This is a genomic window from Williamsia sp. Y721 (assembly GCF_059683565.1).
In genome coordinates this window covers 19,933-43,327 of the sequence record NZ_JCASNH010000001.1, presented here as the reverse complement: position 1 = coordinate 43,327, position 23,395 = coordinate 19,933, and the positions used below count along the sequence as shown (strand labels likewise).

General features: G+C 61.5%; 23 protein-coding genes. 14 read left to right on the top strand and 9 right to left on the bottom strand.

Annotated features, from left to right (window positions below; all coding sequences use genetic code 11):
• Positions 1-76: 76 nt before the first annotated feature.
• Positions 77-1,195, top strand: a complete 1,119-nt coding sequence (locus AC56PL_RS00200) for a DUF4238 domain-containing protein (protein ID WP_497152688.1) — start codon at positions 77-79, stop codon at positions 1,193-1,195.
• Positions 1,196-2,737: 1,542 nt separating this feature from the next.
• The gene (locus AC56PL_RS00195) at positions 2,738-3,115 is read left to right on the top strand and encodes a hypothetical protein (RefSeq protein ID WP_497152687.1); all 378 of its coding nucleotides are present in this window, start codon (positions 2,738-2,740) and stop codon (positions 3,113-3,115) included.
• Positions 3,116-3,271: 156 nt separating this feature from the next.
• Here AC56PL_RS00195 and AC56PL_RS00190 read toward each other — a convergent pair whose 3' ends face one another.
• From AC56PL_RS00190 to AC56PL_RS00180, 3 genes are read right to left on the bottom strand one after another with little or no spacing between them, the layout of a single operon-like run.
• Complete coding sequence (locus AC56PL_RS00190; protein ID WP_497152686.1) at positions 3,272-5,143, bottom strand: UvrD-helicase domain-containing protein; 1,872 nt, start codon at positions 5,141-5,143, stop codon at positions 3,272-3,274.
• Positions 5,140-7,272 carry an ATP-dependent nuclease gene (locus AC56PL_RS00185; protein WP_497152685.1) on the bottom strand — a complete coding sequence of 711 codons (2,133 nt, stop codon included), beginning with the start codon at positions 7,270-7,272 and terminating at the stop codon, positions 5,140-5,142. The genes AC56PL_RS00190 and AC56PL_RS00185 overlap by 4 nt, the downstream gene beginning before the upstream one ends.
• 37 nt (positions 7,273-7,309) lie before the next feature.
• A complete protein-coding gene (locus AC56PL_RS00180; RefSeq protein WP_497152684.1) occupies positions 7,310-8,023 on the bottom strand; it encodes a hypothetical protein in 714 nt (237 codons plus the stop codon).
• A 352-nt stretch (positions 8,024-8,375) separates the two neighbouring features.
• Here AC56PL_RS00180 and AC56PL_RS00175 point away from each other — a divergent pair, with 352 nt between their 5' ends.
• Positions 8,376-9,440, top strand: coding sequence for an MsnO8 family LLM class oxidoreductase (locus tag AC56PL_RS00175; protein ID WP_497152683.1), 1,065 nt, complete (start codon positions 8,376-8,378; stop codon positions 9,438-9,440).
• Here the strand turns inward: AC56PL_RS00175 and AC56PL_RS00170 are convergent.
• Both AC56PL_RS00170 and AC56PL_RS00165 read right to left on the bottom strand, forming a co-directional pair.
• Positions 9,434-9,658, bottom strand: coding sequence for a hypothetical protein (locus tag AC56PL_RS00170; protein ID WP_497152682.1), 225 nt, complete (start codon positions 9,656-9,658; stop codon positions 9,434-9,436). The two genes, AC56PL_RS00175 and AC56PL_RS00170, sit on opposite strands and share 7 nt — an antisense overlap.
• A 32-nt stretch (positions 9,659-9,690) precedes the next feature.
• Positions 9,691-10,023 carry a maleylpyruvate isomerase N-terminal domain-containing protein gene (locus AC56PL_RS00165; protein ID WP_497152681.1) on the bottom strand — a complete coding sequence of 111 codons (333 nt, stop codon included), beginning with the start codon at positions 10,021-10,023 and terminating at the stop codon, positions 9,691-9,693.
• Between the two features lie 113 nt (positions 10,024-10,136).
• Between AC56PL_RS00165 and AC56PL_RS00160 the strand changes: the two genes are divergently transcribed.
• The 6 genes from AC56PL_RS00160 (at position 10,137) to AC56PL_RS00135 (ending at position 15,095) form a co-directional block, all read left to right on the top strand.
• Positions 10,137-11,156: an LLM class flavin-dependent oxidoreductase gene (locus AC56PL_RS00160; RefSeq protein ID WP_497152680.1), complete on the top strand. Its 1,020-nt coding sequence runs from the start codon at positions 10,137-10,139 to the stop codon at positions 11,154-11,156.
• A 55-nt stretch (positions 11,157-11,211) separates the two neighbouring features.
• Positions 11,212-11,772, top strand: coding sequence for a hypothetical protein (locus tag AC56PL_RS00155; RefSeq protein WP_497152679.1), 561 nt, complete (start codon positions 11,212-11,214; stop codon positions 11,770-11,772).
• Positions 11,773-11,840: 68 nt separating this feature from the next.
• A complete protein-coding gene (locus tag AC56PL_RS00150; RefSeq protein ID WP_497152678.1) occupies positions 11,841-12,503 on the top strand; it encodes a TetR/AcrR family transcriptional regulator in 663 nt (220 codons plus the stop codon).
• A 29-nt stretch (positions 12,504-12,532) separates the two neighbouring features.
• Positions 12,533-13,726, top strand: a complete 1,194-nt coding sequence (locus AC56PL_RS00145; protein WP_497152677.1) for a hemerythrin domain-containing protein — start codon at positions 12,533-12,535, stop codon at positions 13,724-13,726.
• A 63-nt stretch (positions 13,727-13,789) separates the two neighbouring features.
• Positions 13,790-14,638: an MBL fold metallo-hydrolase gene (locus AC56PL_RS00140; RefSeq protein ID WP_497152676.1), complete on the top strand. Its 849-nt coding sequence runs from the start codon at positions 13,790-13,792 to the stop codon at positions 14,636-14,638.
• 52 nt (positions 14,639-14,690) lie between these two features.
• Complete coding sequence (locus tag AC56PL_RS00135) at positions 14,691-15,095, top strand: YchJ family metal-binding protein (RefSeq protein WP_495514422.1); 405 nt, start codon at positions 14,691-14,693, stop codon at positions 15,093-15,095.
• 39 nt (positions 15,096-15,134) lie between these two features.
• Here the strand turns inward: AC56PL_RS00135 and AC56PL_RS00130 are convergent, their stop codons facing one another.
• Together AC56PL_RS00130 and AC56PL_RS00125 are read right to left on the bottom strand one after the other, a co-directional pair.
• On the bottom strand, positions 15,135-15,710 hold the full coding sequence (locus AC56PL_RS00130; RefSeq protein WP_497152675.1) for a hypothetical protein: 576 nt from the start codon (positions 15,708-15,710) through the stop codon (positions 15,135-15,137).
• Between the two features lie 83 nt (positions 15,711-15,793).
• Positions 15,794-16,909, bottom strand: a complete 1,116-nt coding sequence (locus AC56PL_RS00125) for an alpha/beta hydrolase fold domain-containing protein (RefSeq protein ID WP_495514420.1) — start codon at positions 16,907-16,909, stop codon at positions 15,794-15,796.
• 158 nt (positions 16,910-17,067) lie between these two features.
• Between AC56PL_RS00125 and AC56PL_RS00120 the strand changes: the two genes are divergently transcribed.
• From AC56PL_RS00120 to AC56PL_RS00105, 4 genes are all read left to right on the top strand, one after another.
• Positions 17,068-17,424 (top strand): PLDc N-terminal domain-containing protein, encoded by a 357-nt coding sequence (locus AC56PL_RS00120; RefSeq protein WP_497152674.1) that lies wholly within the window; start codon positions 17,068-17,070, stop codon positions 17,422-17,424.
• A 92-nt stretch (positions 17,425-17,516) separates the two neighbouring features.
• Positions 17,517-18,938 (top strand): MFS transporter, encoded by a 1,422-nt coding sequence (locus tag AC56PL_RS00115; protein ID WP_497152673.1) that lies wholly within the window; start codon positions 17,517-17,519, stop codon positions 18,936-18,938.
• 82 nt (positions 18,939-19,020) lie between these two features.
• Positions 19,021-19,182: a hypothetical protein gene (locus tag AC56PL_RS00110; RefSeq protein WP_495514417.1), complete on the top strand. Its 162-nt coding sequence runs from the start codon at positions 19,021-19,023 to the stop codon at positions 19,180-19,182.
• A 67-nt stretch (positions 19,183-19,249) separates the two neighbouring features.
• The gene (locus AC56PL_RS00105; protein WP_497152672.1) at positions 19,250-20,260 is read left to right on the top strand and encodes a DUF6670 family protein; all 1,011 of its coding nucleotides are present in this window, start codon (positions 19,250-19,252) and stop codon (positions 20,258-20,260) included.
• A gap of 4 nt (positions 20,261-20,264) precedes the next feature.
• Here AC56PL_RS00105 and AC56PL_RS00100 read toward each other — a convergent pair whose 3' ends face one another.
• Positions 20,265-21,284, bottom strand: coding sequence for an aldo/keto reductase (locus AC56PL_RS00100; protein WP_497152671.1), 1,020 nt, complete (start codon positions 21,282-21,284; stop codon positions 20,265-20,267).
• A 152-nt stretch (positions 21,285-21,436) separates the two neighbouring features.
• Between AC56PL_RS00100 and AC56PL_RS00095 the strand changes: the two genes are divergently transcribed.
• Positions 21,437-22,024 carry a TetR/AcrR family transcriptional regulator gene (locus tag AC56PL_RS00095; RefSeq protein ID WP_497152670.1) on the top strand — a complete coding sequence of 196 codons (588 nt, stop codon included), beginning with the start codon at positions 21,437-21,439 and terminating at the stop codon, positions 22,022-22,024.
• 30 nt (positions 22,025-22,054) lie between these two features.
• Here AC56PL_RS00095 and AC56PL_RS00090 read toward each other — a convergent pair whose 3' ends face one another.
• Positions 22,055-23,290: an aminoacyl--tRNA ligase-related protein gene (locus tag AC56PL_RS00090; protein WP_497152669.1), complete on the bottom strand. Its 1,236-nt coding sequence runs from the start codon at positions 23,288-23,290 to the stop codon at positions 22,055-22,057.
• Positions 23,291-23,395: the final 105 nt, after the last annotated feature.

Genomic DNA, 23,395 nt, shown 5'->3' with positions numbered 1-23,395 from the left:
AGAAATCCCTGAAGCTTATGGATCGTCGCTGGCGAAGTGCTGCCATAGTGTCGGTACCACCCGCTATCTTCCAACCGTGTCTAACTGGAGCAGCGATCCTGAAAAGTGGTTGGCTGCCGTCGATGCAACCGGCAAAGTTGGTGCGAAGCACCACATCGTTCCCCAGTTTCTTCTTAAACGTTGGGCCAACGACAGAGGACAGGTGCAGGCCTTCAGCCGTGACGACGAGCGGTACTCACGGCGAGCTGTTTCCGATGTTGCGGTCCGCGACTTCTACACGTTCATCGACCTCGACGGGCACTCGAATTCAACCTTCGAGGAACTACTCTCGCAGATCGAGGAGGATGCATCGGATGTCATAGCAACACTGCTGAGTGGATTCTTCCGGCCCGGGAGACGCATCGCGTCTGACAAGCGTGACGCTCTGGACATTTTCGTCGCCTTTCAGTTCGTACGCGGACCGCGAAGTCGGCGCGAAATCGAACTGCTCGCTGACTACTTCGCGAAAACCTCGGTCGAAGGAGAAGTCGCAGAAGACGAACTAGCGTTGATTGAGATCTCACCTCATCAGAACGAACACATCTCGGGCATGAGCGAGCGTGCGCTGAGCATCTCGCTGGCGCTTCACGCGCGCCCGATATCCATCGTCCGTCTCGACGGGCCGTTGTTGTGGTTCTCCGACGAACCGGTGGTCGTAGAACGTGAGGAGAGCAACGATCACCACCATCCTGATTGCAAACTCAGTAACACTCAGTTGAGGCGAAAGGTGAGGGCGGCCCACCGCGCCGGCACCGACTACTCCGTCGTTCGGCACGTCCGGACCGAAAGGCGGCAAGGGGTGATCGACGCGCCCGCGATCGCTATGCCCCTGGCTCCAGACATCGTTCTGGTCTACGGCCCCACACAGTCTCAACGAAACCTCGCAATTAACTTCAGTCAGGTAGCGGGACAGTCCGCCATCGGGCTAGCTCACGACCTCAATACTGAAATAGCCTCCGCCGCACTCGATGTAATCATCGGGCGTACCGACGACTCAAGTTTTCGAGCTGGTCCAATGCCTGAACGTAGACCGATCCTGCATATCTGTGGCCCACGCTCAGCCCTCGACCACGCACTCAATGCAACACCGCGACGATTACGTCCGAATCGCTACTCGAATGATGCCCAGCCTATCGGCGAGTGCAATCCCCCCTGACCGGTTGTCCTCAAAATGCAGGCGCCGCGGCGGAACGCTCTCGTTACGCGAGGTCCAACGATGTTTCAGTTCGGCAGCGATACCCGAACCCCTCGGCGCTAGAGGCTAGTTCGGACCGCTGATCGCGATTCTCTCTGCTAAGGCATCTGAGGCGTTCAAGTTTGAGGATTCTGACAACTTAGTGAGAATCCACAGGTGACAAGTTCATGAGAAAACCCAGGTCACGTCTGACGCGCACGATGAGAACCTACACCAACCCGAGGACTCACGCCATCGTGTAGGCCCACGTCCACACAAACTCCATGGGAAGAACGCCTAACCCCGAAACGATATGGACGACGGTCGCACAGATGTTGCATGCTCCGACCACCAGGCGCGCTGCGCCAGAAGTGCTTCAACTACAGCGGCCTGAGCAACGTAGTGAGGGCAGATCAGACCACGTTCTCGTGCACAGCTTGACCACCCTTCGCCGATGCGGCTCCCACCGGTGAAATCGACCATTGACCATTGACCACCGACATGCGGGACCAATCCGCTGCGCCGGGGCTATCCACCCTCTGCGTGGCCGGACCAGATGGGTCTAACATCGCTGAACGACCTCGTCGCCCTACGACTGACGCTTACCAAGTGTTGACCCGTGGCGTATACGGGTCCCGACGCACCGGGTCCGCGTCCACCTAGCGCGGTTCCTCAGACGTCGTGCACCTCATTGCCGTCGCTGTCCTTCTCCACATGGCGTCTATGTGCGAATATTGTGTACCAATGATTGAGCCGTTGCCGACAGAACCCCCGTGAAAGTCGGGAGTTTCACTCTCGGGGCCGGATGTTGATCACACACTCAACGTTTGGCGTTCTGCGGACGCGATTCTCGAAGGCTTTGCAGATCTCGTTGATCAAGTTAAACACCCGACTTCCACAGGAATTCGAAACGCGCAGCACAACTCGGCGCGAACTTCCTTGAGTTCTTACAGTGGGTGTGCCAGGAGATTCATCGACTGTTCTTCCAATCGCCAATTCCCATTCTGCCGGCATAGCGAGCCGACCCTGGTCAAGAATCAACTCCCACAGATCGTTACCTCGTTGAGTTCGTCGCGATCCCCGATGTCGAAGAACTTGCTGAATACCTACAGCAGATGCTCGGCGACTATTTTGCACGAGGAAGCAACTGGCCGGAGCATGTGACGTCATTCTTGTTGGTCTGGCTTGCTCGTGTGGCTTCCAACGGTGCCACCGCCGAGCGAGACAACCTTGGCTCCCGCGCTGGTTCACCCCGTTTCGCTGTCATGTACGAGGCCACGACCAACATGGATGCGGCCGCAAAGCAATGGCAAGCTGAACTTTCTGAGCTCGCAAGAGCGTACGACAAACGCCTGGATGACGCGCTGTCCACTGTAATCGCGGGTGCCGCAGCGGACAGCGCGATTCGTTCAGCAGAGCGAGCTCGGGAAGCAGCTGGCATCGCTGGTACAGCAACGCTCTCGCACTACTTCAACGAACTGGCAGCCTCCCGAGCGAAACACTGCTCGCTTCTGGTCAGGAGTCGTGACGATTGGTCTGCTCGGAACTGTCGCCGTTGCCGCATTGGCACTCTGGTGGCAGGCAGGAGACACCTGGACCGATCAACTTTTACATCTCGCGCTTACATTGCCCTTTGCAGCACTGGCTGCCTACGCAGGAAAACTGTCTGCACACCACCGCAGCCGCTGGTGGTGGGCAGAAGCTACTGCCGTGCAACTCAAATCAGTCGGAGTATTCGTGCGGCAGCTGAACGACGATCAAGCAGCCGAGGTGATGACTGAAGTTGCGCGCCGGGTGTTTGGTGCACCTAACCTCGACAAGACTGCCAAGATCGACGACGCGTCGATACTGGCGATCGCCACACAAGTATTTGAACGCCTCAGCACCAGCGACGATAAGTGAAGTGATACGTCCAGGACGACGCACACCACCAACGGCGATGCTCCGGGTTCCGACAAAAAAACTGCGCAGCACGCGGACCCAGACCTTTATCGATCATCGTAGATTACAAGGCAGAACGCAGGTTCACTAGTTGAAGCAGAAGTCGCAACTTGACGCTCACAAGTCATCAACCGTCAGAACATCCACGAGACCTCCAATGGCGGATCCTCCGACTGCGGCTAAGGCACGTGATACGTCGGGAACGAACATCACGATCGCAAGTGATTCCCTTGCGCGAGAAACACACACGTAGAACAAGCGACGAGTGCGCTCGATCACGGAGTCTTTGCTCTGTGCCTGATTCTCAATGTCCTTGTCGGAAAGTTCCTTTAGGCCAAAGTACTTTTCGTAAGAATAGAGCGAATACGCTCCTTCGGCGTCATCGAGTACAACGATCACTCGCTCATATTCCGAGCCCTTCGTTCCGTGCTGGGTGGAGTAAGGAGACTCTTGCTTCACGTAGGTGTAGTAGCCCTCAAGCTCGGAGAAGCGACAGCTCATCATGGCGCTGATCACTGCCAACGTCTTCTCGTCCAGAACCACGTCTTGGTGTTCGCCGTCCGGATCGAGATATGTCGCCAAGCGCGGATCCAGTTCCAAGAGCTGCCGCTCGGATGCGTGTCGCAGGAGTTGACCGAGGGTCACTTCCGAGTCACCGCGAACGAGTTCCCGCAATTCGTCGACTGCGGTGCGGCTCGCCGCTAACGCCTCCCTAAGTTGCCGAGACACACGTCCGGCCCGCAGCAATGGGCTGCGCTCCTTGAGCACGGCCAGAACAGTCGGCGAACTGGCTTCTTCCGCAAGGCAGAGCGGAAGAATCAAGTCTCGAAAGGGAGTGAGTGGCCATGCAGTTCCCTCTTCGAAGGACTGGCTAAGGCCATTGGCGCCGTTATCATTAAACGCGGAATAGAGGGTTTCGAATCCGAGCCGTCGAGCAGCCATGCGATGCACGATCATTAGGGCTTTCGAACCGCCCTCGCGCGCACTACGCGTCCAGTTGCCAGCGTCACTGTGTCTATCCAGCCATGAACGAACCAATTCCAGATTCTCGCTGCGCCGGTCGTCCGATGGCAGGACAAAACAGAATGCCTCGCCCTCCGACTGCCTCTCGCCGAGGCCACTGATTTGTTTCAGAGAGTCACCCTCGGAGCGAATCGCATTGACACACGAGAGGACACGTCGAGAGGAACGAAAGTTCTCGGGTTTGTCGATGTTGCCCCAGCCGGGCTCCGGCGGAACGGAAACGACACCCTGCTGATAGATCTGCTGCATCGGATCGCCGAAGAACCCGAGACACATCTTTCCTTCTGCAAGTGACCAGACATGCTTCAGACATTCGACAACTTGAGGGAACGTGTCCTGGCTTTCGTCAACGAAGACGAACGGGAATTGCCTCGCCATGAGCCTCGCTAACAAGGGGCGCTCTAGGAGCATCTGCGGAACCATCTTAAGTATGTCGGCGTGGCCAAGGACGCCGCGCGCGTAGTCTCCACCGATGCCATAGTTCCAGCGAGTCACGGTCTTCACAGCCAACTTTTGGTGTCGCCGCTTCTCAAGATCGGCCGCGTCCTTCTCCTTCGTGGTCGCGCGCGTGCCTGGTTTGTAGCCCTTTTGCTTGATGAGAAGGAGCTCAATCCGCTCGTCGACACGCGCGGACACCCAAGCTCCTATGTCTTTTTGGAACGGCCTCACGAGCGACCACATGAAGCTGTGGATCGTCGACACCGACGCGAGCGGGTCATTGCCAATCTCTCCGTGTATCTCTCGCGCCGCGATCTCGGTGTACGTAATGCATGCCACCCGTTGCGTCTTCGCTAGCAGGGACGGCCCGCGTGTCCTCGTGACATGCGCCAACGCCTTCACAAGTGACGTGGTCTTGCCCGACCCCGCACCTGCGACCACTGCGAAACCGATCAGGTGGTCCTGATCCAGGATCTCGCGAAGTTGACGGTCTGCGTCCGTATCCGGGGCATCGACTCTTGATGTCATTGTGACTCCGGTGCTGGGGAACTGTCGGTGTGGACTTCTTCAGGGATAACGAGTTCGAGCCTCTCGCGCAACCACTCGAGTCCTTCCACGATGTATTCGGGAGACTTCCAAGTTCGGTCGGTCTCTGCGATAACACCGAGCGCGAAACCTGTCTTGTCAAAATGCGAACCTTTGATGCGTGTGTAGAGCTTGTCGTGCAGATCTTTGACAGACAGATCGGCAGCCTTCGCAATCTTTAGACCCAAATGCTTGCCCTCGTCGGCTTGTGTCCACTCGAGATTCTGCAGCGCGAATGCTTCTTCCAAAGTTCGTCCTGCGCGGGCATCGGCAGCGCCTTGCCACGTCACTTCTTCCTTCGTTTGGTAGGCGACTCGAACAAAACCTGCAGATCCATCGGCGGCCTCTGGGGCTTTCGCATCGACGTCAGCGCATAGCAGGTCTTCGATGCCGTCGATCTTCGGCAGCCATTGCTTCAAGGTCTCATTCGACGTCAGCGCCCCAGGAGTATCGACGGTGCACGACGACGCACGCAGCGGCTCATCGTCATCAGATTCATTTCCCGATCCAGCCGACACACTGTCGAGATCAGTAATCACAAGCGTCGGTAGGCCGAGGAAGTCCACCAGCTTCTCGAAGCGATGCGCGAAGGAACCCCCCACTTCGAGAATCGTCAGGTGGCACGAACGCAGGCCCGGCACGGATTGCTCGATGACCAGTGGCAGCAGCAAACGCTCGACGTTGCCTTCGACCAGCACCGCAGCATCCGCGAAGAACAGATCGCAGTGGGTGAGCTTGATGTACTGCTGCAAGAACTCCCGGGTCGCGTCTTCCTCTTCGAGGTAGAACGTCGAGAGGTTCTTGACGTCGCTTAACTGCAGACCGTTCGAAGCCGACCGGCAAAAGTAGCGAATCGGTTTAAAACTGCTTTCGTAGATGATGTGCGGGGAGTGGGTCGTGACGAGTAGCTGGGTCTGGAACTCCGGCTCCGATTTCGGCAAGATCTCAAGGATCTTCCGGATGAACACCTGCTGCAGTTGGGCGTGCAAATGCGCCTCAGGTTCCTCAATCATGACCAAATGAATCGGCGGACGGTCCTCCTCCGAATCGGCCCACGCCTGATGAAAGTCCAGCATCTCAACCACCATGTATATGAGGTTCTTGAACCCCAAGCCGTTGTATTGGTCGGGCAGTGTCTGTTTAATCGCTGGTCCCCCCACCTGAGAAGGCAACGCATAGTGCACTTTCGCGCTCGTGCTGAGGATGCTATGCGCGTTGAACGACGCCTTGACGACTAAACCAGGGCTGGCGACGCCGGGATATCCCACCTCGCCGAGCCGGTTGAGAGTCGGCCCGAAGACCTCCGCGAAGTGCGTGTTCAATCGCTCCTCGGAGTCAGCGATGACGCCGAGCGCATCCAGATCGCTGTCGAGCTTTTGCAGGTTGCGCTCGTAGAATCGGCTCAACCGCTTCGAGAGGTCTTCGCTTCTCCCGTGCGAGTCGTAGTCGGACAGATGCCGCTGAGCATTGAGGAAGTCAACCCTGACAATCGAATCGATCACCTTCGACGCACCGCTCGTATGCGTGCCAAGGAAGAACGGTTCGTAGCCCTCGTTCGGCATGAACTCCTTGTCACACTGATGGGCGTCGAGCACGAAATACTTGATCTCGTATTCCTGCTGCAGACGCTTGCTCAGGTACTCAAACATCGTCTGGGGCCAGGGCTTGAAGGAGGACTCCTTCACGCCCTGCGCGGCCTCCGCCTTCGCGCGGGCCTCCTTATAGTTTGCGACGAGCTTCTCGCCATTCCTAGGTCCATACAACATTCGAACACCCAGGGGCTCTCCTGCCCAATCCAGGCTGGGCAGTAGATCCAATGCCCGGTGCAGGTTATTGTCGTCCACGTCGAACCAGAGGTCGAACGTAATCTCTGGGAGATCTAGGACGGAGTCACCGGAGTCTGGATCGAATGTGTTGAACGCCTGCCAACAGTCAGCTGTGAAGTCATAGATCTGGAACGGTGCCCTCGGCTGCTGGCCAAGGAACATCTGGAAGAGATGAGTGGCGGACGTCTTACCGCTATTGTTCGCGCCAACGAAGATCGTTCGGTCGTCTTCCAGATCAATACGCACGCTCTTCAGCCGCCTAAAGTTCTGCGCACGAAAAGACTTAATATGCACTCATCCCCCAGTTCTCTAAGTTCCACAATGATTCCAAACGCGTGTTCCCCAAGCCCTTGCAAATCAACAATATGCCTGCCAGACGAGAGTTGCTTTGACACGCCCACCCATCGACTCCCACGCCGTCTGGACCGCGAATCTGAGGACCAGAGGATCGCTCACGCGGGCCGGCGTCGTCGAAATCGAACTCAATTGGTGTTACACCACCGTGGCGATCCCACTCGAAGTTGAAAGGCGCGACACCGGTCTGCTTGGTGCTTCCTGAAATGACGTGGGTGCCAACGACGAGCGCGTTGGCTGCCTCACCGAATCGGAGTAGTGAAGTTTCCCAGCCCGGTTCACTATGGAACGCGTCGCGAATCGAAGAGCCTGCGGCAGGGTCCCGCATAGCAGCTAGATAGTCGTCGCGAAGCTTCGTGGGCAATCCCATCAGTTTTTCGTAGTACTCAGCGGACTGCCCTAGCGAGCAATACTTGTTATCTAGCACCGTGAAGCTGGCGGTCATGTGAGTAGGTCCTTCAGCCTGCCCATGAACGAAAATCTTGACGTTGCCCAGGGATAGCTGGCTGCCGCCTTCGAGGCAGATGTCCACCCTGAACATCTTCTTGAAATGGTAGTCATCCCAGCCGTCGCGACGGAGCAACGCGTAAGGTCGCCCCTGCCCAGGCGCTGTGTTCCTACGATCTACTGCAAATCTCAACATCGCCACGTCCTCTACGCCTGGCGAGACTCTATCGGTAAGTTCGTTGCCACGGATTGTCCGATGGGTCGGGGAGTGTGAGCGACTGTTCGGGTTCGGCACCGACCTGTCTACAGCGGTCACACGTCGGTATCCGGCCGACGAGCCGGCGGGCGCCTAGTCAGCCTCAACCGCAGGGGTGACAATTCATTCAGTCGCGCCGCACTCGTAATAGTGATCGCGGCGTAGATGCGTGTAACGCTAGATGCGCTTCCCATTGAGATCCGTTCGGCGGCAGTATCATTACTCTCGGTTTTCAGAATTCGGACGTTGCGTATTTCCCAACCCTGCGCGCCCCGACACAAAGGAGCTGGCCTTGAAATTATCCATCGTCGATCTGGGAACCGTTGCCCCCGGAACCACGGAGAAGGAGGCGCTGGCCGATTCCCTGAGGGTCGCTCGCCACGCCGAAAGTACAGGCTTTCACCGCATCTGGTTCGCCGAACATCACCTGAGCCGATCGGGCGCCTCCCATCACCCGGAACTGCTGATCGCGGCCGCGGCAATGCAGACTTCCCACATCCGACTCGGTTCCGGCGCTGTGCTGATGAACCATTACAGCCCGTTCAAGGTTGCGGAGATGTTCAAACAACTGGAAACAATGGCCCCCGGCCGCATCGACCTGGGCATGGGCCGCGCGACCACAGGTCCTGTCATCGATATGGCACTGCAGCAGAACAGGGAGCACCAGGCTCACGTCGACCACCAGCAGCAGATACTCGAGACCCTGTCGTGGCTGTATGACGCCTTCCCCGACAACCACCCGTTCGCCGGACACCAACTCATGCCGTCGGTACCCGAGGTCCCGCAGACCTGGCTTCTCGGGTCGAGTCCGAACGGTTCGAATCTGGCGGCAGGTCTCGGCATCGGCTACACGTTCGCAGGCTTCATCCGTCCGACCGATGCGGCACCGGCGCTACGCCACTACCGCAAGAACTTTCGGGCCCAGGGCTTCGGACTCGACAGTCCTCGCGCAATCCTGGCCGTCAACGTCACCGTCGGCGAAACCAGGGCCGACGGCGAACACCTCGCGAACTCCGCGAAGGGGTTCTACGCACGCCTGAGCCGAGCCGGGCGCTCTGCGGGATCGGTGAGCATTCCGTCCGCTGACGAGGCGGTCCGGGAGATGACCGATGCGGAGAAGAGTGAGCCCACGACCATCGTCGACGGACGCTGGCCCCGGTTCGTGGCGGGCGGTCCTGACGACGTGCGCGCGACCCTCGAGCAGATGGCCGAGGAGAGCGGCGCCGATGAACTGATGCTCCAAGATCTCATCGCCGAACCCATCGCCCGTCGACAGTCCCACGACCACATCGCGCAGGCGTTCGGCCTGTCGCCGCGGCACGGTTTCACCAACCCTGTTGGGCAGGCTGCTCATTGAAATCCCCCGCGCCTGTCGACACCGTCGTGACCGAGCCAGGCCCGCGGATCACGACCGGTGATGGCCACCGTCCGGTCTAGCAACGACATAGTCTCGCTGCCGTCGACCTGCTCGCCCCACAGTTCTGGTATCGGGGCATTCGGGACAAAAACCGCCACGTGGCCATGGCAGGCGCGCACCAGTTGTTCGGGTGCGGCAAACCCGCGGCCGGTGGCCACTGCCAGATCCCAGCCGTGGACGATGACCTCGGTCAGGGCAATCTTCCCCAGGTCTCGTTCGATAGTTCGAGACCACCCACGTCCGAGTCCCCGACCCAGGCCCGCGCCTGCAACCAAGCGCTTCCCAGGTCACGTACGTGGTCGCCGACCTGCAGTCGGGATGCGTGGTCCTCGACGGCGCCGACGGCGGGGCTCGACATTGCGCCATCGGCCACCGCTGTGAATCCGATGGCGCCCTCGTCGATGTGCATCAACAGGTCGGCCACGGTGTAGTCGTCGCACGGTGTCGGCCGCTCGAGATCATCCGTCCCCACCTGCGCAATGAGATCCGCCAATGCCTCCGCTGCCGCCCTGAAGTCGATCATCAACGCCGCCTTCCCGTCGACTGTCCCGAACTTATAGACCGAAGAGAATGCCCGACGTCATCGGTGGCGGCAGGCCAGGGAATTAAACGGACCGCAGTTCTATTTATATGGTCATGAAGAACATCGGATTTCTGTCGTTCGGGCATTGGTCGGACTCGCCGGGCTCACAAACGCGGTCTGCCGCGGACACTCTCCTGCAATCCATCGATCTCGCCGTTGCGGCCGAAGAACTCGGTGCGGACGGCGCCTACTTCCGGGTTCACCACTTCGCCCGCCAACTCGGCTCTCCGTTTCCGCTGCTCGCAGCGGTTGGCGCAAAAACAAGTCGGATCGAGATCGGCACCGGTGTGATCGACATGCGCTACGAGAACCCGATGTACATGGCCGAAGATGCCGGCGCAGCCGACCTCATCTCAGAAGGCCGACTGCAGCTGGGAATCAGCCGCGGATCCCCCGAGCAGGTGATCAACGGTTACCACTACTTCGGTTACGTCCCCGGTGAGGACTCGAACGATGCCGATATGGCGCGCGAGCACACCGACATCTTCCTCAAGGTCATCTCCGGCGCGAAGTTCGCCCAGCCCAACCCGTCGCCGATGTTCCCGAATCCGCCCGGTGCGCTCGGTATCGAACCGCAGTCGCCGGGTCTGCGCGACCGGATCTGGTGGGGCGCGGGCAGCCGCGCGACCGCCGAGTGGACCGCGCAGCAGGGCATGAACCTGATGAGTTCGACATTGCTGGCCGAGGACACCGGTGTCCCCTTCCACCAGCTACAGGCCGAGCAGATCGAGCGATTCCGCGACACCTGGAAAGAGGCCGGTCACGAGCGGGAGCCACGAGTATCGGTGAGCCGCAGCATCTTTGCACTCGTAGACGACCGCGACCGCGCCTACTTCGGTCGTGGCGGCGATGACGCCGATCAGGTCGGTGTCATCGATGGAGGCATCGCCCGGTTCGGTCGCAGCTACGCCGACGAACCGGACCGACTGATCGAGCAGCTCCGCGAGGACGAGGCGATCGCCGCGGCCGACACTTTGCTGCTCACCGTGCCGAATCAGCTCGGCGTCGACTACAACGCCCACGTCATCGAATCGATCCTCGAACACGTCGCGCCCGCACTCGGCTGGCGCTGACGGCCGGGCCGAGAGGAGCCGCCGACACACGTCCCGCCCGACGTACCATCACATTATGGACGAACCCGGGCGACCATGGCCGGGTCGGCGGGGTCGGCCGGAGATCCGAATTGCGCCCCCGCAGGAATCCGCCGCCGATCACCGACCCCAACTCGTCGACGCCGCCGCGGTCGTATGGCTGGTCGCGGCGGCGACGTTGGTGACCGCCGCCGTCGGGACCGCGCTCAACCAAGCAGACGTGCGCGATGCGGTGTCTGATTCCTTCGCCGCCGAGCACCCCGCGACCGATCGAAACGACACCGCCCGGACAGTGGACTTCATCATGATCGGCAACGCCACCGTGGCGCTGTTGATCGTGGCGGTCGCGGCCGTCGGGATCATCCGGGTTCGCGACCGGCTCAACTCGGGACGCACGGCGCTGGCCGTCATCGCCGCAATCGCGGTGGCCGTCGAGATCCAGTACTGGTGGGTCTCCGAGCCTGCCCATGAGGTGGTCGGCGGGGTGATCGCCATTCTGCCGCTCGTGATGGCCGGTTTCGCGGTGATCGGTAGCTCTCTCCTGTATGCACCCGCCGTGGGCACGTGGCTCGATGCACCCATACTCGCGGACCGCTGATGACCAGTGCCGAAACAATTCGCTACATAGACCTTGTATTGAAAACAGACGCGTTGTAGTTTGGGTGTGTGTCGACGGCCAAGGAAGACGCCGAGGCAGTGGGTACGCCACCAACAACACGTACCTACCGATCCCCGCGGCGACGTTTACAGGCGGCTCAAACCCGGGCCGCCGTCCTTCAGGCCGCCAACGAGTTGTTCGCCGCGAACGGGTGGGTTGGCACCAACATGGCGCTCATCGCGCGCACCGCTGGTGTGTCCGTTGAAACCATCTACGCCACAATCGGATCCAAAGCCGAAGTGTTGAAGCTTGTTGTGGACGTGGCGGTCGCCGGTGACGACGAACCCGTCGCGTTGGCAGACCGACCCGAATACGCCGCGCTCGGAAGCGGGCCCACGCTCCGAACCAGAGTCCGCGCGGCGGCCGAGTTGATGGGCGCCATCAACGAACGAACGTCCCGACTCGACGCCGCCTTGCGTCAGGGTGCGGCAACGGACGACCGCCTCGCCGAGCTTCTCTGCACGCTCGACCGAAACCGCCGCGAGCAAACTGCCGCCGGTGGTCAACTGATCGCGGGCCGCAAGCTCCGCGACACCGAATTCGACGAGATCTGGATGCTCACGAGCATCGCGGTTCACGACCTGCTCGTCCGCGACTCCGGCTGGAGCCGGGATCGGTACGAGAACTGGCTCGCCGACCGCATCGAGGAACTGTTCTCACGCCCGGCGTGACAAGCCAGGCCCGCCGAAAGGCAATAAAGATGAACACCGATCCGACCGCACCCGCCGATACGCGGATCAACAGCATCGTGCACACCGCGCTGCGCCGAGACATCACCCGAACGAAGACCGCGCTTCGACAACAACCTTCGCCAGATGCCGTCCAGCGGACGGCGATTGCCGACCACCTGATCTGGATGACCGAGTTCCTGCACCGGCATCACACTGCCGAGGATGGGTTGTGGCCACTGATCCGGCAGCGCAACCCCGCCGCCGGTCCGCTGCTCGATGAGATGGAGGCCGACCACGCGCGCGTCTCGCCGGCGATCGACCGCTTGGCCGCAGCCGCCACGAACTACCGCGCAGACGACTCGGCACTGCCGGAGCTGGCGTCTTCGGTCGAGGCGCTCGAGCATGAGCTCCTCCCGCATCTGCGTCGCGAGGAGGACGAGATGATGCCGATCGTCTCGCGCACTCTCACCCGTGCCGAGTTCGACGAGTGGGACCAGACGACGAACATCGCGCCGAAGAGCAAGCGCGAACTGGGGATCGAGGGACACTGGCTCATCGACAGTCTCGACCAGGAACGGTACGACCTCGTCGTCAACCTGGTACCCCCGGTTGTGCGTTTTGTCGTGCTCCACGGGTTTGCCCGACCGTATCGGCGTGCCTGCACCGCACGGTGGGGACCGGCTGTCGACGTTGCGCCGCGACTGCAGCGCGCCGAAGGCGGGTTTCGCACCGATGGAACGGTGAGCCTGCACATCGACGCCGAGCCGAAAGTTCTATATGACGTCATCGCCGACGTCACCAACATCGGTGAACGAAGCCCCGAATGCCGCTCGTGCACATGGCTTGCCGGATCCCAGCCGGGAACCGTCGGCGCTCGGTTCCGCGGTCACAACAAGTCCGGGCTCGCGCGCTGGTCCCGGGTCTGCGAGGTCGCCGCCGCCGATCCCGGCGTCGTGTTCGCGTTCCGCACGATCCCCGAGCGCATCGACCGGACCCGGCACGACTCGACCACCTGGACGTACACGTTCACGCCCGAAGGCAACGGAACGCTGGTCACGCACTCCTACGACATCACCGTGCTGCCCCCGCGACCACTGATCTGGCTCTATTCCAGACTCTTCCCACACCACACCGACATGCGGCCGCACATGCTACAAAACCTCACAGCTCTGCAGCGGCAGACCGTCGGCACCGAGGTTCACGCAGGCGCCCGGCACACCTGACGCTCGGATCCGTGGTCTCGGTAGGGTTCCTTCCATGGTCCGAGCCGGTACGAGCGTCAGCTGATGGAAACCGTCTTGCTCGGGTCCGGTGCCGCCGACGGATGGCCGAATGCGTTTTGCCGATGCGATTCCTGCATCTCCGCATTGCGTCGTGGTGACATACGTGGGCAGACGGCGGCCCTTGTCGACAACACACTCCTGATCGATTGCGGACCGGAGGCGCCTGCTGCCGCGAGCCGACTCGGACGCACGCTGGCGGACGTCGGCACCATCCTGATCACCCACGACCACCCGGATCATTTTGGACCGCAGGCGTTGTTGTTCCGATCATGGATCACCGACGCCGGCCCGATCGACCTGGTGGGCCCGGTTGATGCACTCGATCGGGCAAGGGACTGGATCGGACCGAACGATCCGGTCACCCTACGGCCGGTCGCTGCCGGTGATCGAATCATGCTGTCCGGCTATGAGATCCGGGCGCTGGCAGCGAACCACCACGTCTACCTCGACGGCGACTGCGTGCTGTACGACGTCACAGGTCCGGACGGCTCGCGACTCCTGTGGGCCACCGATACCGGTCCGCTGCCAGACGAGTGGTACTCCGAGATCGCCGGTGCTCACTATGACGCGGTCTTTCTCGACACCACCTTCGGCGACACACCGCACTCCCCCGGCCATCACACACTCGACGACGCTCTCAAGACGATCACTGCCCTACGGGCCTGCGAGGCCGTCGACGACCTGACGGACGTCGTCGGGGTGCACCTGAGTCATCACCATCGGTCGATCGATCACGTTGCGTCGCAACTCTCCACCGTGGGGGCACGGCCCGGCGCCGACGGCGACATCATCGGTCGTCCGGTTCCACCGGCGCGGCTTGCTCCGTCGCAACAAACCACAAGCTCAGGATGACCTCGTTGGTTGGCGCATCCAGGTAGACGGCCGCGGTCGCTATCCTGGCCCGGTGGCCCCTTCACCTGCCGGCACGCGCCGCTGTCCCTGCACCAGTGGTCTGACGTGGGAAGACTGCTGCGGACCCATCTTGGCCGGTGACCGGCAGGCCCCCACCGCCGAAGCGCTGATGCGTTCCCGCTTCTCCGCCTTCGCGGTCGGTGACGGCGACTACCTCTTGCAGAGCTGGCACCCGCGAACGCGGCCCGATTCAATGGACCTCGACGAGTCCATGCGCTGGTATCGCCTCGACATCGAATCCACAAGCAAGGGTTCGCTTTTCGACACGGTCGGAGAAGTCACCTTCACCGCGTTCTACCGGATCAAAGGCGACGGTGCCGGAACCTTGCACGAGCACAGCAGGTTTGAGCGGCTCGACGGACGCTGGGTGTACGTCGACGGCGTCGTCACCGACTGAGCCGTGACGGACTGAGCGATTTCGATGACCCGACGGTGATCAGGATCCTGTGGTCGAACCGATCGATGACCCACCACCGGTGGAACCGGAGTCCCACCCCGCGCCGAGTACAAGCGCGCCAGTTGCACCAATCAGGTCGGAACTCAGGTTGCAGATGCTCACCACCACATAAACCCCTTCGGGGATGTCCTCAAAAGTCCCGGACACCACGTTTTCACTGTTGGCACCTCGCAGCAGGTTTACCGCGGTGATCGCACCAGCGTCGTCCAGTTCCTGAAGCAGGGCAAGAACATCGATGTCGGGGTTACCCAGGATGTAGTCGACCAACACCGGTCCAACCACCGGCGCGGCTCGAACCGCGTCGACCACAGCGGTGGTACACGAGCCCGGCAATGTGAGCGATCCGATGAGCGGCACCCGCGGCACATCGGTGACCGTGTAGATGATGGAATGGCCGCTAACCTGGACGGAGTACCCGACCCCTCGTTCAATACTAATTGCCGGCACGACACCGGGTTCAGCGGGTCTCGCGTTGACGAGCGCGGGAGCTGCAAGAACGGTCGCAGCCACAGTCGCGAGGATGAGCACGATTCTTGCGAGCACGTTACGAAGCATCGCTGCACCCTTACGTCGGGTCGGTATATACCGTTTCGATCACCGATGCTAGCTGCGCATCACAATCCGCACCGCGAATCCGCTCAATGTGTCTGCTCAGCGTCTGGGTCGGGTGTGACGAAGCGGCGGGAGAGTTCGTAAATCTCCCTGAACACGCGCCTGGATGATTCGGCCCACGGCATGAGGATCGGGAAGACGTGGAACATCCCACGTTCTTCCATCGCGTGTACCCGCACGCCTGCACCCTCGAGGTTGGCGACAAACTCCCGGATGCCGTCGCGGAACATCTCGTCGGCGCCCCAACACACAAATGTCGGCGGGAACCACGCCGGATCGGCGGTGGCGTACACCGCGGACACCCGTTCGTCGTTCGGTTGGACGCCCTGCAGGTACGGCGCGGCCGGCAGGTTCCAGGGCAGGATGTCGAGCTGCGCGTTCTCAGTGATCGACGGGTGGTCGAAGTCGAAATCGACCTCAGGGGAAAACAATGCGATCGCGGCCGGAGCGGGCAGATCTTGCCGGTGGAGATGCGAGATCAGGGATGTTGTCAGTCCACCTCCACCGGAGTCACCGGCGACAACGAGGTGCTCCGCCTCGACACCACGGTCGAGGAGTCCCCGATAGACGTCCGCGGCGTCGAGCATGCCGGCGGGGAACGGGAACTCAGGGGCCATTCGATAGTCGGCGATGAAGACTTCGGCTCCGGTGATCCGCACCAACGATGAGGCAAAGGCGGCATACATGATCGGTGAAGTACCGATGTACCCACCGCCATGGAGATAGAGGATGGTCGCGCCGATCTCCTGTTTGTCGTCGGATTCATCGACGTACGCGTCGGTGCTGGCCTTCGCCCGGCACCAGATTCCATCGATCCCTCCGATCGTGTCGTCAGTGATCTCGACACTGTCGGTGGCCTCGACGAACGGCGGCACCACCACTCGGCAGATCTCGTCGAGAATCTTCTCCATCGACCGGAACTCCTCGATGGGTAGCCCCATCGAGTAACCCATGAACGAACGGACGGCCTGCCGGGTGACCGATTGGCCGATGTTGTCGAGCAGACCGCCGGGCCCTTCCCACGGTCGCCGGAAAGGCACCTTGGCCAGCCCGTTCAGCATGCTATCCGCCAGACCCATCACGGCCAGCGCAGTCACCGGCTTGGACGCTGTCTTCACATCGGGACGATCAGCCATCACCATGCCATCCATCCTATGGGCGGATGGTCACAGATTGTGGCCGTCGCGCCGTCACCGAGATCCGAACTGAACCAGGCTGTGATAATTTGCCGAAAACATCGAGGGGGGCTCCGGTGCCGTATTTCGCGTTCATGGGTACGTCTGCGCTACCCTATTCAGTGGTGATCACAGGCGTGCTCCTGTTTGCGGCAGCATTCGGGGCCATCGACGTACTAGGCAAGAACAGCAGCACAATCCGACACCTCCCCCAGTGGGGGTGGCTGTTGGTGGTCGTGGCACTGCCGGTGCTCGGATTGCTCATCTGGTGGGCCCTCGGCCGGCCTCGTAAGCGTCGTACGCGCTCGCAACAGTCCCCGGCCGTGATCTCGGCATTCCCTGAATATGACCGAAAAGGCCGCTTTGTTCCGCAGGATCCGGTGGCGGACGCCGCGTTCTTGCAGCAGTGCCGCGAACGAGCCGAAGCTCAACGCCGCGAGGCTGAACTCGAACGGCGCCGCCGGGAGTCTCGTGGCCTCTGAGATCGGGCCGAAATCGCCGCGATGACGGCACTGTCGTAGTCGCGACCCACCGCTGGCTTGTGTAAGCAATAGCCAGCATCTAGGCTCAGCTAATGGTCATAGGTCAGCCCATCGAGGCACCCACCCGCGCAGACAACTCCCGCTGGTACGCCCTCGCCGCAGTCTGTTTCGGCATGATGCTGACCTTCCTCAACATCACCGCAACCATCTCCTCTGTTCCGGCCATCGAAGAGGATCTCCAAGCGGGCAGCGCGACGATGGTCTGGATCCCGAGCATCTTCGCGCTCGTGGTGGCCAGCCTGGTGCTGTCGTCGGGAACCCTCGGCGATGTCATCGGTCGCCGGACGGCGTTCGTGATCGGATCGGCCATCATGTCGGCGGGCAGCCTCTGCTCGTTCCTCGCACACTCCAGCGGATGGGTCCTCGCCGCTCAGGCCATCACCGGAGTGGGCGCAGCGCTGGTCCTGCCCAACAGCCTCGCCATCATCAGCAACAGCTTCACCCAGCCCAAGGAGCGCACCGAGGCCATCAGCATCTGGGCCGCCTGTTCCGGACTCGGACTGGCCATCGGGCCGCTCTCCGCCGGTGCCGTTCTCGGTGAGTTCTCTTGGAACACCGTCTTCTTGGTGAATGCCGTCGCTGCTCTCGTCGTGACCCTTGTCGCGCCGTTCGTGGTTCCGCAGAGCAAGGTGGCCGGCGCACATCTCGACCTTCCCGGACTCGTCACCGCCACGGCCACGATCGCCTCCCTGACGTTTTGGGTCATCGACGGATCACACAACGGATTCTCCTCGACGCGTGCAATCATCGCGATCGTTGTATTCGTCTGTGCCCTGGCCTTGTTCATCGCATACGAGCGCGCGGTCGATGCGCCGATGCTCGACTTGAAACTCTTTCGTTCACCCTCGTTCTCCACCGTCATGGTGGTGAGCGCCACCGTTCTCTTCGGGTTCACCGGCCTGTCCTTGATCTCGGTGCTCTTCCTCGAACGGGTCGGCGCGCTGAGCGCCTGGACGACCGGTCTCCATCTCCTGGCACTCATGGCGACATACGTGGTGGTCAGCGGGATCGCGCCACGACTGCTGCCGCGCTTGGGTTTCAAGGTGATGCTCACCGGGGGATTGCTGATCACCTCTGCCGGCTCACTGCTGTTGCTGCGGGTACACCCGAATGACGGCTGGACCGACCTCTCCATCGCATTGGTGGTCCTGGGTATCGGATTCGGTTCACTCATCGCGCCCGCCACCGCCGCCGCCATGAACAGCGTGGCTCCCGCCCAAGCCGGGATGGCCAGCGGCACCGTCAACATGTTCCGACAGCTAGGCGGGGTTCTCGGGACCAGTGTGCTCGGATCAATCCTGACAGCACAGCTGGCCGGAGCCCTACAGACACAATCGCCCGCCGAAGCCTTCGAGTCCGCCTTTCACATCTGCGCGGTGGTTGCCGCGATCGTGTTCGCGGTCGTGGCGATACCTGCCGCACTGTTCGTTCACAGCCGACCGTCGCACAACTGACCCGCGTTCAGGCGAGCCTCCTTGGGGATTGGGTCGGCGGCGGGGTACGAATGGTGCACTGCCGAAAGCAAGGAGGCCAGAGATGAACGAGTGGTACTACAACCTCTCCACAGGCGAGGTCAAGGAAAAGATGCCGCGAGGTTTCGACCGGATGGGGCCGTACCCGACCGAGGACGCCGCACGCCATGCCTTGGAGATCGCAAAAGAGCGCAACAAGGCAGCTGACAAGTACGACCAGGACTGAGCATCGCCGGATGCACCCCACCGCATCGACCGCACTACGCAGATGCCTTCGAACTCTGATCCGTTCCGTGGATCGGGCAGGTGCCGCCGACGGCGCCGCCTTCGATGAGCCCGACCTCATGCGGCCGCATGTGGCCTCAAAACGGTTCGGCTGGACCCACTTCGGGATCATGATCCCCGATCTACCCGAACCGCATCGGTTCTTCTCGGTGATGTCGCTGATCGGAGCGACGGGTTCGTTGGCATTCGACAACGACCAGGCCCTGGCTGCGCAGCCCCGGAAGAACGCTGCGGTGGTCGCGGGCACTGCGGCATCACATCCCGCGCATTTCGGGAACTATGCGATCGGAAGCGACTTCGTCTCGCACCCGGACGGCTCGCTGATCAAATTCGGCAACGCCCTCTCCCTCACCGGCACCTACCCGAAGTACCAACTGACGGGCAGCCTCAATGGCGTCGACATCTCTCTTGAACTCCGCAATACAGACAAGGTGTCGTGGTTCTTTCGCACACCGGTCTACAAGCATCTGAGCCTGCTCACCGAATACCGCGGAACGTTTCGCCACCAGGGCGTCGACACCACCGTCGAAGGGTTGTGCGCGTTCGAATACGGCGCCTGCCCGAGCCCATACCTGTTGCGGTCCAAGCCTCTTCCCGCCTCCCTCAAGGCGCCGCTCGACTACTTCGTCTACCACATCGTCAACCTCGACAACGACAACCAGGTTCTGCTCAGCCAATACTCGCTCGGCGGCACCCCGTTGCTGACCACTGCGCTGCATCGATCCCGCACCAGCTACGGAACCCGTTTTGCCGACGTGCAATTCGAGGTGACCGCCGTCCGAGATGCACTCGAGCCGACACCGTATGGAACGCCCATGCCACTACCCCGGTCCACGCGCTTTGTGGTGCGAGACGGTGCCGGCAAACTCTGGCTGGATGTGCACACCGACATGGACACCCCGTTCACCTACGGCCTCGGCACCGGATTTGTCAGCGGATTCGCTTACGCCGCAACGTGGCAGGGCCGTGACATCACCGGTCGCGGATACGTCGAATACATCGACCGCCGTTCCCGCTGACCGATCAACGTCGACGAAGTGCCGGGTCGAGGAGCGACGGCGGAGTGTCAACCTTCTCATCGGGAGCGAGGTCAACACCGGGAGCGACTATCTCATCGATCGCGTCGAGGACATCACCCGGCAGAACGGTGTCCGCGGCCGCGAGTTGAGAATGCAGATGATCCATCGTGCGCGGACCGATGAGCGCACTGGTGATGGCCGGATGCGCGGTGACGAATCCGAGCGCGAGCTGGATCATCGTCAGACCTGCTTTGTCGGCGACCACCGCCAACTGTTCAACTGCTTCCATCTTTGCGCGATTGGCGGGGACGGCCGTATCGAACCGCTGCGGCATGAAAGCGGAACGGCTCGTGGTGATTTCGCGATCCTTTCGGATTGCGCCGGACAGCCAACCGGAGGCCAACGGGCTCCAGGCCAACACGCCGAGTCCATACTGCTCGGTGACCGGCAGGACATGGGATTCGATACCCCGCTGCAGGATCGAATAGCTGGGCTGTTCGGTCACATACCGGCTCGCGTGATTCGACCTGGCGGACCACTGCGCCTGCACGATTCGGTACGCCGGGAATGTCGAACTCCCGAAGTATCGGATCTTTCCTGCGCGTTGCATATCCGTGAGTGCCGACAACGTCTCCTCGTCGCTTGTAGTCGGATCCCACCGATGAACTTGGTAGAGATCCACGTGATCGACGCCCAGTCGACGCAGGCTGTCGTCGAGTGCGGTGATCAGCCAGCGGCGCGAACCACCCCGATGGTTGCGCTCATCGCCCATCGGCATGGTCGCCTTGGTGGCCAGGACGACGTCGTCGCGCCGGCCTGCGATTGCCGCACCAACCATCTCCTCCGACTCGCCCTGGCCGTACATGTCGGCGGTATCGATGAGGTTGACGCCCGCGTCGAGCGCGGCGTCGACGATCGCGGCGGCCTCCTCCGTGCTGACCCGACCGATACTGCCGAAGTTCATCGCGCCCAACGCCAGCGTGCTGACCTGCACGCCCGTCTGACCCAAAGTGCGGTACTGCATGTGATCTCTCCTCGATAGGGATTTCGGAAGGAACGCCCGACTGGTGCCGCATCAACTGCTCTGGCATCCTGAGTAAACGGATCCACGTTCCGTTAACCAACATACGGAACAAGGTTCCGTTTGCCAAGAGGCAATCCTCAGACAGGGGCGAAGTGGCCGAGAACGAGAGCAGCCAGGGGTCGCCGGTGCCGAAGAAGCGTGCCGACGCCCGCCGAAACAATGAGGCGCTGCTGGACGCGGCAGCGACCGCGTTTGCCGAGTCCGGCGTCGACGCGGCAGTGCGCGACATAGCCACCCGGGCCGGGGTCGGGGTCGGCACGATCTATCGCCACTTCCCGACACGCTCCGACCTCATCGTCGCCGTCTACCGGCACCAGGTCGAGGCGTGCGCCGAGGCAGGCCCCACACTGTTGGCCAACGACACTTCGCCGCACGCGGCCCTGGCGTCGTGGATCAATCTCTTTGCCGACTTCCTCGTGACCAAACACGGCCTCGCAGAGGCACTTCAGTCGGACGAGGCGGGCTACCGGACGCTGCACGCCTACTTCATCGACCGACTCGTACCGGTCTGCGCCGACATCCTCGAAGCCGCCCGAAAGACCGGGGAAATACGTTCTGACATAGGCGCTTACGAGCTGATGCGCGGGGTCGGGAATTTGTGCATCGGCAACGAGCACGACGAGGGGTACAACGCTCGGCGCATGGTCGGGGTCCTCATCGAGGGCCTTCGCCTCGCCTGACCGCCGACCACCGCAGAAGGCGGCCTGCGATCATGACGCCCAGCGAAGAGTCTGTCGTCGCGCGTGGTGCGCCTCCTGCATGAGAGCAATGATCTTCTCCCGCTGTACCTGAGCTCGTACGCCACCTGCGATGTCGGTGATCTGCACGGTGTCTGAGTCGACCTCTTCCGGCCCGATCACGCCGATGAGGTGATCTCTGCGTGTGCGTGCGTGGCGGATCCTGAGTCCGAGTGGACCGTTGTGCTCGATTCTGGGACGTAGTCCGCGTCGGATCGCCTCGTCGGCAAAGTCGCGCACGGAGCTGTCCTGGTCGGTATCGACGGGAAGCAGGGTGATCTGGGTTGGGGCCAGCCAGAAGGGAAGTCGGCCTTGGTAATGCTCCATCAGGGAGGCGGTGACGCGTTCCATCGATCCCACGGTTCCGCGGTGGATCATCACCGGGCGATGGGGGCGTCCGTCCTTACCGGTGTACTCCAGATCGAATCGCTCAGGTTGGTTGAAGTCGAGTTGGACGGTGGCGATGGTCTCTTCATGGCCGCGCCCGTCGCGTACCTGTAGGTCCAGCTTCGGCCCGTAGAAGGCGGCCTCGCCAGAGACTTCGATCAAAGCCAGCCTGTGCTCTTCGATGATTGGCAGGGCGGCGGTGCGCAAGCTGTCTTGGCCTTGCACCCACTGCTCGGCGGTGCCGAGCCAGGAATCAGAGCCGTCCTGCTTCGACAGCCGAACGTAATCGACTGGCAGTCCCAGTATCTGGTGTGCACGCAGTGCCGAACGCAGTGCCCGACCGGCCTCGTCGATGACTTGGTCGGACCGGCAGAACACATGTGTGTCGTCAAGGTTGATCTGACGGACTCGACTCAGCCCGGATACGACGCCGGAACGTTCGGCTCGGAACATCGAGGCGAGTTCGTTCAACCGGATCGGCAGATCACGATATGAGCGGGTTTCCGAGGCGAAGATCAGCGCGTGATGGGGGCAATTCGCCGGTCTCAGCATGACCTCGTCTTCGCCGAGGTGCATGGCCGGAAACATGTCATCGTTGAACTTTTTGAGGTGTCCGGAGCGTTCGTACAGGGCGCGTTTTCCGAGTACCGGTGAGTACACGCTGACGCAACCGTCCGCGCGGGCAAGCTCTTTGGCGAGGATCTCCAGTTCCTGCCGGATAACGGCACCGGGCGGCAGCCACATGGGCAGCCCCGACCCGACAAGCGGGTCACTGGTGAAAACGGACATGTCGCGATTGAGTTCGCGATGATCGAGGGCCATGAATGCTCCTGTGTCTGGGTAACGGATACAGACCAGGAATCAAAGAGCAGCCCCGGATCTGATCCGGGGCAAAGTGAGGCTGAGTTTTGTCAGGCCATCGTCAAG

Coding starts and splice junctions, on each gene's coding strand:
- AC56PL_RS00190 (WP_497152686.1), bottom strand. CDS start 5,143: ATGACATCAAGAGTCGATGCCCCGGATACGGACGCAGACCGTCAACTT.
- AC56PL_RS00180 (WP_497152684.1), bottom strand. CDS start 8,023: ATGTTGAGATTTGCAGTAGATCGTAGGAACACAGCGCCTGGGCAGGGG.
- AC56PL_RS00165 (WP_497152681.1), bottom strand. CDS start 10,023: ATGATCGACTTCAGGGCGGCAGCGGAGGCATTGGCGGATCTCATTGCG.
- AC56PL_RS00160 (WP_497152680.1), top strand. CDS start 10,137: ATGAAGAACATCGGATTTCTGTCGTTCGGGCATTGGTCGGACTCGCCG.
- AC56PL_RS00155 (WP_497152679.1), top strand. CDS start 11,212: ATGGACGAACCCGGGCGACCATGGCCGGGTCGGCGGGGTCGGCCGGAG.
- AC56PL_RS00145 (WP_497152677.1), top strand. CDS start 12,533: ATGAACACCGATCCGACCGCACCCGCCGATACGCGGATCAACAGCATC.
- AC56PL_RS00140 (WP_497152676.1), top strand. CDS start 13,790: ATGGAAACCGTCTTGCTCGGGTCCGGTGCCGCCGACGGATGGCCGAAT.
- AC56PL_RS00130 (WP_497152675.1), bottom strand. CDS start 15,710: ATGCTTCGTAACGTGCTCGCAAGAATCGTGCTCATCCTCGCGACTGTG.
- AC56PL_RS00125 (WP_495514420.1), bottom strand. CDS start 16,909: ATGGTGATGGCTGATCGTCCCGATGTGAAGACAGCGTCCAAGCCGGTG.
- AC56PL_RS00115 (WP_497152673.1), top strand. CDS start 17,517: ATGGTCATAGGTCAGCCCATCGAGGCACCCACCCGCGCAGACAACTCC.
- AC56PL_RS00110 (WP_495514417.1), top strand. CDS start 19,021: ATGAACGAGTGGTACTACAACCTCTCCACAGGCGAGGTCAAGGAAAAG.
- AC56PL_RS00100 (WP_497152671.1), bottom strand. CDS start 21,284: ATGCAGTACCGCACTTTGGGTCAGACGGGCGTGCAGGTCAGCACGCTG.
- AC56PL_RS00090 (WP_497152669.1), bottom strand. CDS start 23,290: ATGGCCCTCGATCATCGCGAACTCAATCGCGACATGTCCGTTTTCACC.